The sequence below is a fragment of the Polynucleobacter sp. 73C-SIWE genome, assembly GCF_018882465.1.
In the GTDB taxonomy this organism is placed as follows: Bacteria; Pseudomonadota; Gammaproteobacteria; order Burkholderiales; family Burkholderiaceae; genus Polynucleobacter.
The window spans coordinates 190,199-203,090 of sequence record NZ_JACVOK010000002.1; the positions used below are offsets into that span (position 1 = coordinate 190,199).

Here is a 12,892-nt window from a genome sequence, read left to right on the forward strand (position 1 = left end):
AAGTAAATTCTCCAGATCATGAATCGTTGGTTGCTTCCTGAAGATATTGCAGACGTTTTGCCAGCGCAGGCTCGCAAGGTGGAGACTTTGCGCCGTGCGATTCTAGATCTCTATGAGTCTTATGGATATGAGTTAGTTGCCCCTCCTATTTTGGAGTTCTTAGACTCCTTATTGACTGGCACTGGCTCAGACCTCAACCTCCAAACCTTTAAGTTGGTAGATCAAATGTCAGGCCGCACCTTAGGTTTGCGCGCTGACATTACTCCGCAAGTGGCTCGCATTGATGCGCACTTATTAAATCGCGCTGGCGTTACCCGTCTTTGTTATGCCGGATCTGTCGCGCATGCTCGTACACCAGTTGGAAGCTCTGCTCGTGAAGATTTGCAGTTAGGCGCAGAGATCTATGGCTGCGCAACTTGGGAGGCTGATTTTGAGGCAATCACTTTGCTCCTTAAAACCCTTTCAATTGCCGGCTTGGATAAGGTCTATCTCGATTTATCGCACGCTGGCATTTTGACCGGTATCTTGGCAGACCAGAAGTTGGATAAAGAGGCGATTGAGGCCTTGTATGGTTTATTGCAAAGCAAGGATCGTCCACGTCTTAGTAAGTGGGCTGCCTGTTTGCCAACAAAAACAACTGAAGCACTGATGGCTCTGACTGAACTCAATGGTCCTTGCGCTGAAGTATTGGCAAATGCAAAGAAAGTATTGCCTAAACATGCTGCTATCGATCAAGCATTGGCAGATCTCGAGCGTTTAGTTGCCGCAGTGAGTGCATCTAGTGGATTAGAGATCAGTATTGATTTAGCAGATCTGCGTGGTTATCAATATCACAGTGGTGTGATGTTTGCTGCTTATGTAGATAAGTTGCCACAACCCATCGCTAGGGGTGGGCGCTATGACCATGTAGGTCAGGCTTTTGGTCGCTCACGTCCCGCTACTGGATTCTCATTGGATCTTTTGACTTTAGCTAACCTGTCGCCACTCAAGGTACGTAAGTTGGCGATTGTTGCGCCTTGGCTTGAAGACGCCGCTTTGAGTCAAGCAATTGCCGCCTTACGTGATTCTGGCGAAGTGGTGATTCAGGTCATGGCAGGAGAAAAAGTTGATGCCGCCGAATATGAATGTGACCGAGAGCTAGTAAAGCAGGGCAGCTCTTGGGAAGTAATGAAAAAGTAAACAGTTAACCTATTTTGTAATTATCTTTTTGGATTTCAATATGTCTTCACAGCAGCAAGCTAAAGGTCGTAACGTAGTTGTCATTGGCACCCAGTGGGGTGATGAAGGCAAAGGTAAAGTAGTTGATTGGTTAACTGATCATGCAAAAGCTGTAGTGCGCTTTCAGGGTGGACATAATGCTGGTCACACCCTCATTGTTGGCGATAAGAAAACGATTCTTCGGCTGATCCCATCCGGAATCATGCATAAGGACGTGATCTGCTATATCGGTAACGGAGTGGTGTTATCACCCGAAGCCCTTTTTAAAGAAATTGGTGAGCTTGAGGCTGCTGGCTTGGATGTTCAATCCCGTCTGAAAATTTCTGAGGCGACTACCTTGATCCTGCCGTATCACGTCGCGATTGACCATGCCCGTGAGAAAAAGCGTGGCGAGGCTAAGATTGGTACCACTGGTCGCGGTATTGGGCCGGCATACGAAGATAAAGTAGCGCGTCGTGCACTGCGCGTACAAGATTTGTTTTATCCAGAGAAGTTTGCTGAGCAGTTGCGTGAGAATTTGGAATATCACAATTTCATGCTCACGAATTACTATGGCGCTGAGCCTGTCAATTACGAAAAGACATTGGCAGAAGCGATGTCTTACGCAGAGCGCATCAAGCCCATGGTGGTGGATGTCTCTAGTGCGCTCTACGCTGCAGAGCAGGCTGGTCAAAACCTCTTATTTGAAGGTGCGCAGGGTACCTTGCTCGATATTGATCATGGCACCTATCCCTATGTCACCTCCAGTAACTGCGTAGCAGGTAATGCCGCTGCTGGTTCAGGCGTTGGCCCAGATTCTTTGCAGTACATCTTGGGTATTACTAAGGCATATTGCACCCGCGTTGGGGCTGGCCCATTCCCAAGTGAACTCTACGATCATGACAATCCAGCCAGGCAAGATCCTGCTGGTATACGTTTGGCCGAAGTCGGTAAAGAATTTGGTTCAGTCACTGGTCGACCACGCCGCACCGGTTGGTTAGACGCTGCTGCTTTGAAGCGCTCGATTCAGATTAATGGACTTTCTGGTTTGTGCATCACTAAGCTAGACGTACTCGACGGTTTTGAAACGATTCGCTTATGCGTCGGCTATAACCTAGATGGCAAGAAGCTCGATGTATTGCCACGCGGCGCTGAGACAGTTGCTCGTTGCGAGCCAATTTATGAAGATTTCCCAGGCTGGAAGGGCACCACCTTCGGCATTCGGGAGTGGGACAAGCTTCCAATCGAAGCTCAGCACTTTTTGCGCCGTATTGAGGAAGTGGTTGGCAAACCCATAGCGATGGTTTCTACAGGCCCAGAACGCGATGAGACCATCTTGCTACAACACCCTTTCGAGGGTTAATAAAAATAACTGATTCAACCCATTTTTAACTTTTGTATAAGAAATAAATAACATGACTGCACGCACTACCTGTAATAGCCTTCAAGTGGCAACACCTCTTTATCGTTTTATTGAAGACAAGGTCCTTCCAGGAACTGGCATCAAGAGCGCTGACTTTTGGAAAGGCTTTGATGAAATTGTTAAGGACTTAACGCCAAAAAATGAAGCCCTACTGGCAAAACGTGATCGCTTGCAGCGCGATTTGGATAACTGGCATAAAGCCAATCCAGGCCCAATCAAAGATATGCCTGCTTACCGTAAGCACTTGAAAGAAATTGGTTATATCGATGATGTGCCAGCCAAAATTACAGCCACTACGCAAAATGTAGATGATGAGTTAGCGCTCCAAGCTGGACCTCAACTAGTTGTTCCCGTCTTAAATGCACGCTATGCCTTAAATGCTGCTAACGCTCGTTGGGGCTCTTTGTATGATGCTTTGTATGGCACAGACGTGATCTCTGAAGCAGATGGCGCTACCAAGGATGGTGCTTACAACCCTATTCGCGGGGCTAAGGTAGTTGCTTTTGCACGTCAGTTTTTAGATGAATCCGCTCCTTTGGCTGGTGCTTTATATAGCGATGTAGTGGCATACAGCGTCGTAGATAAAAAGCTATCCGTGAAATTAAAAGACGGCAGTACTACTGGCTTAGTGGATGAAAAGCAGTTTGTTGGTTACCAAGGCGATGCTTCTGCACCATCATCTGTTTTGTTGCGCAATCATGGTATTCATATTGATATCCAAATTGATAAGACTAAAACGATTGGCGCTGCTGATTCAGCGGGCGTAAATGATGTAGTCCTTGAGGCTGCACTCTCAACGATTTTGGACTTAGAAGATTCAGTGGCGGTTGTTGACGGCGACGACAAAGTGCTTGCCTACGAGAACTGGTTAGGCATTCTGAAGGGTACTTTGGTTGAGGAAGTAAGTAAGGGCGGCAAGACTTTTACTCGCACACTCAATCCAGATCGCAAATACACCGCAGGTATTGGCGCGGTTAATGCCAAAGATGGCGTTGTCACATTGCATGGCCGATCACTCCTATTTCTGCGTAATGTCGGTCACCTGATGACTAACCCAGCCATTATTACTGGCGAAGGTAAAGAAATCTATGAAGGCATCCTAGATGCAGTGGTAACGGTTTTGATTGCTCTGTATGACATCAATCGTCCAGCAACTCAAGCGATTGGCAATACCCGTAAAGGCTCTGTCTACATTGTGAAGCCAAAAATGCACAGCGCCGAAGAAGTGGCATTTGCTAGTGAGCTCTTTGGACGCGTTGAGAAATTACTGGGTTTGCCTGAGAACACAGTCAAATTAGGCATCATGGATGAAGAACGCCGTATGAGCGTCAATATTAAAGCCGCGATTGCTGCAGCTGGAGCTCGTGTTGCCTTTATTAATACCGGATTCTTAGACCGTACTGGCGATGAAATGCATACCGGAATGTATGGCGGTGCCATGGTTCGTAAAGGCAGAATGAAGATCGCTAAATGGTTCGGAGCCTATGAGCGCCGCAATGTTTTGGCAGGATTGGATTGTGGCCTGCGTGGTCGTGCACAGATTGGTAAGGGCATGTGGCCTGCACCTGATCTCATGAAAGAAATGGTTGAGCAAAAAGGCGCACATCCTCTAGCAGGAGCAAATACCGCTTGGGTGCCATCGCCTACTGCCGCTACCTTGCATGCAATGCACTATCACCAGGTTGATGTTGCAAAGATCCAAGCCGACATGGAGATATTAGATACTGCAGCTGAGTACGAGGCTTTGACTGATGAGCTCTTAACAGTACCAATTGCGCTATATCCAGATTGGACTAAAGAGGAGATTCGGGAAGCTCTCAACAATAATTGCCAAGGTATTTTGGGCTACGTGGTTCGCTGGATTGATCAGGGCGTTGGTTGCTCTAAGGTGCCTGATATTTATAACGTCGGTTTAATGGAGGATCGTGCAACATTGCGCATTTCTAGTCAGCATATTGCCAACTGGTTGCTGCATAAATATGTGACTAAAGCGGAAGTGAATGAAGCTCTACAGCGTATGGCTACTATTGTTGATACACAAAACGCCGGCGATCCTCTTTATAAGCCAATGATGCCGAACTATCAAGATTCATATGCCTATCAAGCTGCAAGTGATCTGATCTTTAAGGGTCTTGAGCAGCCAAACGGGTATACAGAACCATTACTGCATGCTTGGCGTTTGAAGGTTAAGCAGGCGCAAGCAAAGTAATCTGACGTGAAACTCACCATAGAATGGATTTGTCGCAAGGCAAATCCATTTTTTGTTTAGTGCATCCATATGTTTAGCTTTCTAAACCCGTTCTCCAAATCTCGGCAGACCTTCCCATTGCAGCTCAATGATGGTGGCAGAGAGAAGGCTGGCTTTAAGGGTGGGGCTGGTGACTGTGTGGTCAGATCCATTGCAATTGCCGCCAAGCTGCCCTATCTGCAGGTCTATGAGGACCTCAGAAGCGCTAACCAACACTATGCCGAGCTCAAGAACGATCGCTTGGCTAGGCGCCTCAATAACAAGGGTTCTTCACCTCGTAACGGTAACCATCGCAATGTCTTTCATGATTACATCCTAGGCCTTGGATTTGAATGGGTTCCAACCATGAAGGTGGGGGCGGGCTGTCAAGTTCACCTGAGGCCTAATGAGCTTCCCGACGGGACATTAATTGTGAAGGTTTCCAAGCACTTAACGGCAATAGTTGATGGAGTTATTCAAGATACACACAATCCATCTAGAGGTGGAAATCGTTGCGTTTATGGCTATTACATTAAGAATTAAGCCCATAAAGACCCAAAAATACTAATAAAAAAGCCCCGGAGCAGTGCTCAAGGGCTTTTGCCAATAATTGGCATAAAACAGCCAAATTTAGCGATAAATCAGCAATAAACTACCAATTTCCACTAATTTTATGACTTTTCTGTTCCATGATCTTGGCTTCAGCCCATGCAGCTGAAATCAGGGCAAAAAAGTCCCTGATTGCCAACAAGGGCTTAAAACCAAAGCTGGAACTTTGTGAAAAACTAACTGAGTTTGAATGTGCCATTTGAAGTCTCCTTAAGGGTATACCCTAATGATACTCCTAATTTCATGATAATGTTGCGAGGCAGCAAAAAACCTGGTTAAAGCTTCTGTGAGTGGTTTTTGAGCCTAAGTCTGCGGGTGGGTATGCGTTGTGTCAATCTTGACGAAGGCTGCCCAAATTTGCACTTCTGAAATAAGGACACCTTTAAAGAGTGCTGAGTAGGTAAATTGGCAGGTCTTTTTTGGCATCGTAAGATTGATAATGGCATGCGGCACCATTGAAATAGAGTATTCAGAAAATACAAGGAGATCTCATGATTCAATTTAAAAGACCCGATGGTTCTGCTGTGGAGGGTTATTTGGCAGAGCCTGCAGATCAAGCCAATGCTCCAGGTGTTGTAGTTATCCAAGAGTGGTGGGGGCTGGATGATGAGGTTAAGTCAGTGGCGGATCGTTTAGCTAAAGCAGGTTACCGCGCCTTAGTGCCAGATCTCTACCGCGGCAAGCTAGCGCTCGAAGCAAATGAGGCTGAGCACTTGATGAATGGTTTGAATTTTGGTGACGCTGCTACCCAAGATATTCGTGGTGCAGTTCAATTCTTGAAGGCGACCGGTAGCAAGAAGGTTGCTGTTACTGGATTTTGTATGGGCGGAGCTTTAACTATTCTCTCGGCGTGTAATGTTCCCGAGCTCGATGGCACAGTGGTTTGGTACGGGTATCCTCCATTGGAGTATGTTGATGCCGCAGCTATTCAGAAACCAATGATGGCTCATTGGTCAATGCATGATGAATTCTTTTCGATCGCAGGCGTAGACCAGCTAGAGGAGAAATTGAAACAGGCTGATGCCAGCTATGACTTTTATCGCTACGACACTAAACACGCTTTTGCCAATCCAAAGTCGGCTGTGCGCGGCTTGCCTCCTTTGGAGTACAACGCCGAGGCCGCTAAGCTGGCCTGGGAGCGAACTATGGAGTTCTTAAAAAAGAACTTGGCGTAACTATCTCACTAGAATTCACTATGCATTTGTTCTCTGAAAATCTCGCTGTAGAAATTGCCTCTTACTATCGCAATCTCGCCTTAGGGCATGGGGTGGTACCAAAGGTATTTACCTTGGTAAATGGGGAAGGGGATCAATTTCTATTCTTTATTGATGATCTGGGAATGGAGAAGGAGGAAGAGGATCAGTTCTTGGCATACATCGTCAAAGAGCATGATGCCGTTTCCTATGCACGTGGCACGCTAGTGATTGTTGAAAAGAATCAGCAATACATCGAGTTTGCAGTTGTAGATCGTGATGATGAGGAAGCAATTGTTTGCTCCGCAGAGTTAACACGAGATATGGATGACAAGCCAATCGCCCTTACGGAGTTTGAAAAAACTTTAGTAAAAAAGACCTCGATTGTTTTTGGAAAACTCTTTGAGCCAGTCAAGCTATCAGAAGCAAAGATAGAAGATTTTGAAAGTCTTTGGGATGAGATGAAACCCAAGATTTTGCATCGCTCCATGGGAATCTAACTCAAGCACATGATGGTGCTTGGTCATTATGGTGGTCTTGTAATTGGTTGATTGGACCCCATATAAGTAAGGGGTAGAAGTACTGGAGGAGGTGTTTGGTGCCCAGGAAGGGACTCGAACCCCCACAACCTTACGATCGCCAGCACCTGAAGCTGGTGCGTCTACCAATTTCGCCACCTGGGCATGCCTCTATTATAGAGGGATGGCTACTCCAAGGGCTTTTCTAAGCCAATTTGGCTTTTTCCCTACGGACTCGATGGTTTGATACAGTAGGCTTATTCATAACAAAAATAGATATCAATAGATATATAGCAAGGGCATGTATTGCCGAGGGAATTAAATGCGTAAAGCAAAAGACTTGGTGTCACGTGAGGCTGACCGTTTAGGATCAGTCCAAGGCCACCGAGATGGATTTGGGTTTGTAATCCCCGATGATGGTGGTGAAGATATTTTTCTCTCTGAGCGAGAGATGTCTCGTGTCATGCACGGCGATAGGGTCAATGTCAGAGTATTGGGAACCGATCGACGTGGTCGTCCCGAAGGGCAGATTGTTGAAGTTGTTCTACATGCAAATAAAGTGGTCATTGGCAGATTGCTCAATGAGAACGGCGTCTTAATTGTTGCGCCTGAAGATAATCGGATTGGCCATGACATCTTGATTCCGCCAAAGGGACAAGGTCAAGCAAAATTAGGTCAAGTAGTGAGTGTTGAGATCATTGACTATCCCGATAGCTATCGCCAAGCTGTGGGCCGTGTCGTAGAGGTTCTGGGTGAGATTGACGATCCCGGTATGGAGATCGAAATCGCTGTACGCAAGTACGGTGTACCCCATGAGTTCTCAGCTGCTGCCATGAAAGAAGCTGCAGCACTCCCAGATTCTGTACAACAAGAAGATTTAGAGGGTCGCGTTGATTTACGCGATATCCCTTTGGTCACCATTGATGGTGCTGATGCTAGAGACTTTGATGATGCGGTGTATTGCGAGCCCATTATGTACGGTAAAACCAAAGCTTGGCGTTTAATTGTAGGTATTGCCGATGTGTCGCATTACGTTAAACCAGGTCATCCATTGGATGATGAAGGTTTGCTACGTGCCACTTCGGTGTATTTTCCAAGACGCGTCATTCCAATGCTTCCAGAGAAGATCTCGAATGGCCTGTGTTCCCTCAATCCAGGTGTAGACCGTCTCTGTATGGTCTGTGACTCTGTAGTAGATAACAACGGCATTGTGCTGGCTTATCAGTTCTATCCAGCAGTGATGCATTCTGCTCAGCGTTTTACTTATGACACGGTTTGGGAGATCCTATCTAATAGCAAGGGACCTGAAGCTGTGCGATTTGCTCAGTTCAGCCCATTGCTGGGTAATCTGTACTCCCTTTATAAGATTCTCTTAGCGGCACGTGAGAAGCGGGGTGCCATTGAGTTTGAAACCACTGAGACTCAGATCATCAGTAATGAGCTTGGCAAGATCTTGCGCATTGAGCCGCGCCTGCGCAATGATGCACATCGCTTAATTGAAGAGTGCATGTTGACGGCAAACGTTTGTGCTGCAGATTTTATTGATAAAAATAAACACTTAAGCCTGTACCGTGTTCACGGAGAGCCCTCTGAAGAGAAGCTGGTGACCTTACGCCAAGTGCTGAGAACTTCAGGTCTTTCACTGGGTGGTGGTGAAAAACCAAAGCCCCGTGATTTTGCAAAATTGATGCGCGAGATCAAAGATCGCCCTGATGCCAATATGCTGCAGTCCGTAGTATTGCGCTCTATGCAACAAGCGATGTATCAGCCAGACAATGAAGGCCACTTTGGCTTAGCTTATCCAGCGTACTCGCATTTCACAAGCCCAATTCGCAGGTATCCAGATCTACTGACGCATCGTGTCATTAAGTCGATTCTGCAGAAAAAGCCATACGCTCCTGTATTGCCAGCTAGTGTTCCGCTCAATCTCACGCTGCCGCGCAAGGGTAAAGGGCGTGAGAATGCAGTCAATGCCAAGAAATCCCATAGTGATGCTAAAGCCGGTGCTGCTAAAGGCGCTAAAACACCAAAAGGTGCAAACGCTGCTTTGCCAATCTGGGGTCAATTAGGTGTTCACTGCTCTTCCAATGAGCGCCGTGCAGATGAGGCATCACGTGATGTTGAGGCATGGCTTAAGTGCTATTACATGCGCGACCATTTGGGTCAAGAATATGCGGGCACAGTAACCAGCGTTGCTAACTTTGGATTATTTATTCAGCTCGAGAACCTCTTTGTTGAAGGCATGGTTCACGTGACTGAGTTAGGCGGTGATTACTTCCAGTATGACGAGGCTCGTCAAGAGCTACGAGGAGAGAGAACCGGGATTCGTTATCGCTTAGGCGATCGTTTGCATGTTCTCGTCAGCCGTGTTGATCTAGATGCCCGCAAGATTGAATTTAGTCTTGTGAAGTCGATGGGCGCAGAAGCTGGCGGTGTCTCTAGTCGTCGTCAACTGCTCTTAGCTACGGATACTGGTAGGCCTAATAAGAAGGCAGCCTCCAAGAAGAGCCGTCCTGCAAGTAAGGTTCCACAAAAGCCTAGCGGCATCAATGTGAATGCTGCTAAGTCTGCAGGTAATTTGAATGCCAACCAATCCAAGAGTAAAGCGGGTCGCAAGAATGGCAAATCGAAACCTGGAAGATCTGTTGGTAAACCAGCTGGTAGCAAGCCACCGGTGCGAAGCACCAATGCTCGCCGTAAATAAAGAGTAAATAAAACAATGAAACAAATATTAGTTGGCTTTCATGCGGTTCAAGCGCGCTTACGCGTTGATCCTGATAGCTTGAAAGCGGTTTACTTTGACCCCAGTCGTCGCGATAGACGAATGGGTGATTTTTTAAAGCAAGCTGAAGAGATCTTGGGTGAACGATTGCATGCGGCTGATGCGGAGCGTTTGCATAAACTGACTGGCCATGATCGTCACCAAGGTGTTGTTGCCTTGGCTGAAAAAATGACTGTAGCGCGTACGATCACTGAAGTGGTGGAAGATGCTGAGAGTGCTCAGAAGAAACCATTATTCCTAGTGTTGGATGGCGTGACTGATCCACACAACTTCGGCGCCTGCTTACGGGTTGCAGATGGTGCAGGGGTTGATGCAGTAGTCATTCCAAAAGATCGTTCGGCATCTATTAATGCAACCGTCAGCAAGGTATCGAGCGGCGCATCTGAAGTCATGCCCGTGATTACAGTAACTAACCTTGTACGTAGCATGAAAAAGATGCAAGAGGCTGGTGTTTGGCTAGTGGGCACTGATGATGAAGCTGAAAAGTCAATCTATGATCTTGACCTTACGGGTCCGATCGCAATAGTGATGGGCGCTGAGGGTGAGGGCATGCGTCGTCTTACCCGTGAAACCTGTGATGAGCTTGTACGCATCCCAATGCAAGGTGTAGTGTCAAGTTTGAATGTTTCTGTAGCAAGCGGCGTATGCTTGTATGAGGCATTAAGACAGCGCCTAGCGAAAGCAACTAATAAAGCTGCCAAGTAAGTTACCTGAAAGGCCTTATATGAAATGCAATATTGGTCACACTGACCGTGTTCTCCGCATGACCGTTGGCGTTACCCTGATCGGTTTAGCAGTATTTGGGGTTACTGGACCTTGGGCCTGGATTGGCATCATTCCATTAGCAACCGGCATGCTTGGTAATTGCCCCGCTTATGGCTTACTTGGCATTGATACCGCCAATAAGTAAAACAAAGCAGCGATTAGAGGTCTTACTTAGCGAGTAGGGCTTCTAGTTTTTCTGTATCAATACAGAAATTACGAATACCCTCAGCTAATTTCTCAGTTGCCATTGCATCATTATTGAGTTGTAGACGGAAACTAGACTCATCTAGCTTCAGTGGCGACAGTTTTTCTATTTGAGCGCCATCTACATCTAGTTTTTTAATAACTGGTGCAGTGCTACTTTGCAATTCTGCTAAAAGCTCTGGGCTGATTGTGAGCAAGTCACAGCCAGCAAGCTCAAGGATCTGACTGGTATTGCGAAAGCTCGCACCCATAATCTCGGTAGCAATACCAAAGTGCTTGTAATACGTAAAAATTGTCTTGACTGAAGTGACACCAGGGTCGTTAGCACCACCATGGCTAGCATCATTCCAGTTGGCCCCCAGCTTAGCCTTATTCCAATCGGTAATACGCCCCACAAATGGCGAGATCAACTTTGCATTTGCTGCACCACAGGCTGCAGCCTGCACCAAAGAGAAGAGCAGAGTCATATTGCAATGAATACCAACCGCTTCTAGTTCTTTAGCGGCTGCAATACCTTCCCAAGTGCCAGCAAGCTTAATCAAGATCCGCTTGCGATCAATACCATGTGATTCATATAAGGCAATAATATGTTTAGCCTTAGTTATGGTTGCTTTAGTATCAAAAGAGAGCCGCGCATCGACTTCAGTAGAAACACGCCCCGGAACAATTTTCAGAATCTCTAAACCAAACGCCACCAAGATATAGTCAACTAAGTCGGTAGGGCTCATACCAGGATGCGCATTTTTTACTGATTGCACCAGGGCCTGGTAATTACTCTGCTGAGCTGCCTTGAGAATGAGCGATGGATTAGTTGTCGCATCCTGCGGCTGAAATGCTTGCATGCGCTCAAAGTCACCAGTATCGGCAACGACCGTTGTGAGCTTTTTGAGTTGCTCTAGTTGGTTTAGGGCTGAAGAGGTGCTATTCATGGCTAGATTGGTCTAAATAAAGGGTCTGCTTGATTGGGTGTCTTGTGATTATCATATGATAGATGCATTAACTACTCTGTTCCAGTAAAGGCGTTTGGCAGGATTATGAACCAAGATCAACTTAAACAAATGGTAGGTGAAGCGGCGCGCGACGAAGTCTTAAAGCTGCCAGCAGGACAAATTTTAGGCGTCGGAACAGGCTCAACTGCTAACTGCTTCATCGATGCCTTAGCTCCACATAAAGATCATTTTGCAGGAACAGTGTCGAGTTCTAACGCAACGACCGAGCGTTTACTGAAACATGGCTTTCAGGTTTTAGATCCCAATGATGTAGCCAGCTTACCTGCTTATGTCGATGGTGCAGATGAAATTGATCCAGCAGGCCACATGATTAAAGGTGGCGGCGGGGCGCTTACGCGAGAAAAAATTATTGCCTCTATGGCTAGGCAATTTATTTGCATTTGTGATTCCTCTAAGCAGGTGCCAGTTCTGGGTAACTTTGCACTTCCAGTAGAAATCATCCCATTGGCAAAAGGTGCGGTCAGCAGAGAGTTAGAGAAATTCGGCGGCAAGGTCAAACTCCGTTTGGCTAAAAATACCCGTGCAGATTTAAATCAAACCCCAAGCGAGCCCTTTGTGACCGATAACGGTGGGTGGATATTGGATGTCGCAGGCTTAAAGATTGCAGATCCAATTCAGATGGAAACGCAAATCAATCAGATTGCTGGCGTGATCACAGTAGGCTTATTTGCAAAAGAGAAGGCCAATATCTTATTGGTCAGTAACGCCTCTGGCGTTAGTCGCATCCCACTCTAGTTAGCAAAAGGAAATAAAAAACCCGACGGGGCTTCCCCATCGGGTTGTTTGCCATGGATTGCATGGCGCAGGCGCTCGGAAGAGATTTAGTTCCTTAGCCTATGAGCATATAGATACGCTCATTTCAGAGTGGCTTTCGCCAATGTAGTGGGACACAAAATCTGTCTCACCACGATTACATCCTATGCCTGCAAATTTAGACTGTCAACAGCTGGAAACCAGTTTTAAA

11 protein-coding genes and 1 tRNA gene are annotated in these 12,892 nt (G+C 46.6%); 10 read left to right on the top strand and 2 right to left on the bottom strand.

Features of this window, described 5'->3' with window-relative positions; all coding sequences use genetic code 11:
* The first annotated feature begins 18 nt into the window (after positions 1 to 18).
* The 6 genes from ICN17_RS07235 (at position 19) to ICN17_RS07260 (ending at position 7,149) form a co-directional block, all read left to right on the top strand.
* Positions 19 to 1,179 (top strand): ATP phosphoribosyltransferase regulatory subunit, encoded by a 1,161-nt coding sequence (locus ICN17_RS07235; RefSeq protein WP_216236851.1) that lies wholly within the window; start codon positions 19 to 21, stop codon positions 1,177 to 1,179.
* 40 nt (positions 1,180 to 1,219) lie between these two features.
* Entirely contained in the window at positions 1,220 to 2,560 is a 1,341-nt protein-coding gene (locus ICN17_RS07240) for an adenylosuccinate synthase (RefSeq protein WP_216236852.1), read from the top strand.
* A gap of 52 nt (positions 2,561 to 2,612) precedes the next feature.
* On the top strand, positions 2,613 to 4,829 hold the full coding sequence (locus ICN17_RS07245) for a malate synthase G (protein ID WP_216236853.1): 2,217 nt from the start codon (positions 2,613 to 2,615) through the stop codon (positions 4,827 to 4,829).
* Positions 4,830 to 4,898: 69 nt separating this feature from the next.
* Positions 4,899 to 5,390 (top strand): hypothetical protein, encoded by a 492-nt coding sequence (locus tag ICN17_RS07250; protein WP_216236854.1) that lies wholly within the window; start codon positions 4,899 to 4,901, stop codon positions 5,388 to 5,390.
* Positions 5,391 to 5,947: 557 nt separating this feature from the next.
* Positions 5,948 to 6,631 carry a dienelactone hydrolase family protein gene (locus ICN17_RS07255; protein WP_216236855.1) on the top strand — a complete coding sequence of 228 codons (684 nt, stop codon included), beginning with the start codon at positions 5,948 to 5,950 and terminating at the stop codon, positions 6,629 to 6,631.
* A gap of 20 nt (positions 6,632 to 6,651) precedes the next feature.
* Positions 6,652 to 7,149, top strand: coding sequence for a hypothetical protein (locus ICN17_RS07260; RefSeq protein WP_216236856.1), 498 nt, complete (start codon positions 6,652 to 6,654; stop codon positions 7,147 to 7,149).
* A 96-nt stretch (positions 7,150 to 7,245) separates the two neighbouring features.
* Here the strand turns inward: ICN17_RS07260 and ICN17_RS07265 are convergent.
* Positions 7,246 to 7,332: transfer RNA gene (locus tag ICN17_RS07265), tRNA-Leu, on the bottom strand.
* 157 nt (positions 7,333 to 7,489) lie between these two features.
* Between ICN17_RS07265 and rnr the strand changes: the two genes are divergently transcribed.
* The 3 genes from rnr to ICN17_RS07280 are packed head-to-tail and all read left to right on the top strand — an operon-like array spanning position 7,490 to position 10,859.
* Positions 7,490 to 9,871 carry a ribonuclease R gene (rnr, locus tag ICN17_RS07270; protein ID WP_216236857.1) on the top strand — a complete coding sequence of 794 codons (2,382 nt, stop codon included), beginning with the start codon at positions 7,490 to 7,492 and terminating at the stop codon, positions 9,869 to 9,871.
* A 15-nt stretch (positions 9,872 to 9,886) separates the two neighbouring features.
* A complete protein-coding gene (gene rlmB, locus ICN17_RS07275; protein ID WP_216236858.1) occupies positions 9,887 to 10,654 on the top strand; it encodes a 23S rRNA (guanosine(2251)-2'-O)-methyltransferase RlmB in 768 nt (255 codons plus the stop codon).
* 19 nt (positions 10,655 to 10,673) lie between these two features.
* Positions 10,674 to 10,859 carry a DUF2892 domain-containing protein gene (locus ICN17_RS07280; RefSeq protein WP_216236859.1) on the top strand — a complete coding sequence of 62 codons (186 nt, stop codon included), beginning with the start codon at positions 10,674 to 10,676 and terminating at the stop codon, positions 10,857 to 10,859.
* Between the two features lie 22 nt (positions 10,860 to 10,881).
* On the opposite strand, the gene tal is transcribed toward ICN17_RS07280, so the two are convergent.
* Positions 10,882 to 11,847 (bottom strand): transaldolase, encoded by a 966-nt coding sequence (tal, locus tag ICN17_RS07285; protein ID WP_216236860.1) that lies wholly within the window; start codon positions 11,845 to 11,847, stop codon positions 10,882 to 10,884.
* Positions 11,848 to 11,952: 105 nt separating this feature from the next.
* Here tal and rpiA point away from each other — a divergent pair, with 105 nt between their 5' ends.
* The gene (gene rpiA / locus ICN17_RS07290) at positions 11,953 to 12,663 is read left to right on the top strand and encodes a ribose-5-phosphate isomerase RpiA (protein WP_216236861.1); all 711 of its coding nucleotides are present in this window, start codon (positions 11,953 to 11,955) and stop codon (positions 12,661 to 12,663) included.
* Positions 12,664 to 12,892: the final 229 nt, after the last annotated feature.

Bases quoted from the DNA above. Each gene is read 5' to 3' on its own strand.
- ICN17_RS07250 (WP_216236854.1), top strand. From the start codon at position 4,899: ATGTTTAGCTTTCTAAACCCGTTCTCCAAATCTCGGCAGACCTTCCCA.
- ICN17_RS07255 (WP_216236855.1), top strand. From the start codon at position 5,948: ATGATTCAATTTAAAAGACCCGATGGTTCTGCTGTGGAGGGTTATTTG.
- rnr (WP_216236857.1), top strand. From the start codon at position 7,490: ATGCGTAAAGCAAAAGACTTGGTGTCACGTGAGGCTGACCGTTTAGGA.
- ICN17_RS07240 (WP_216236852.1), top strand. From the start codon at position 1,220: ATGTCTTCACAGCAGCAAGCTAAAGGTCGTAACGTAGTTGTCATTGGC.
- rlmB (WP_216236858.1), top strand. From the start codon at position 9,887: ATGAAACAAATATTAGTTGGCTTTCATGCGGTTCAAGCGCGCTTACGC.
- tal (WP_216236860.1), bottom strand. From the start codon at position 11,847: ATGAATAGCACCTCTTCAGCCCTAAACCAACTAGAGCAACTCAAAAAG.
- ICN17_RS07280 (WP_216236859.1), top strand. From the start codon at position 10,674: ATGAAATGCAATATTGGTCACACTGACCGTGTTCTCCGCATGACCGTT.
- ICN17_RS07235 (WP_216236851.1), top strand. From the start codon at position 19: ATGAATCGTTGGTTGCTTCCTGAAGATATTGCAGACGTTTTGCCAGCG.
- ICN17_RS07260 (WP_216236856.1), top strand. From the start codon at position 6,652: ATGCATTTGTTCTCTGAAAATCTCGCTGTAGAAATTGCCTCTTACTAT.
- ICN17_RS07245 (WP_216236853.1), top strand. From the start codon at position 2,613: ATGACTGCACGCACTACCTGTAATAGCCTTCAAGTGGCAACACCTCTT.
- rpiA (WP_216236861.1), top strand. From the start codon at position 11,953: ATGAACCAAGATCAACTTAAACAAATGGTAGGTGAAGCGGCGCGCGAC.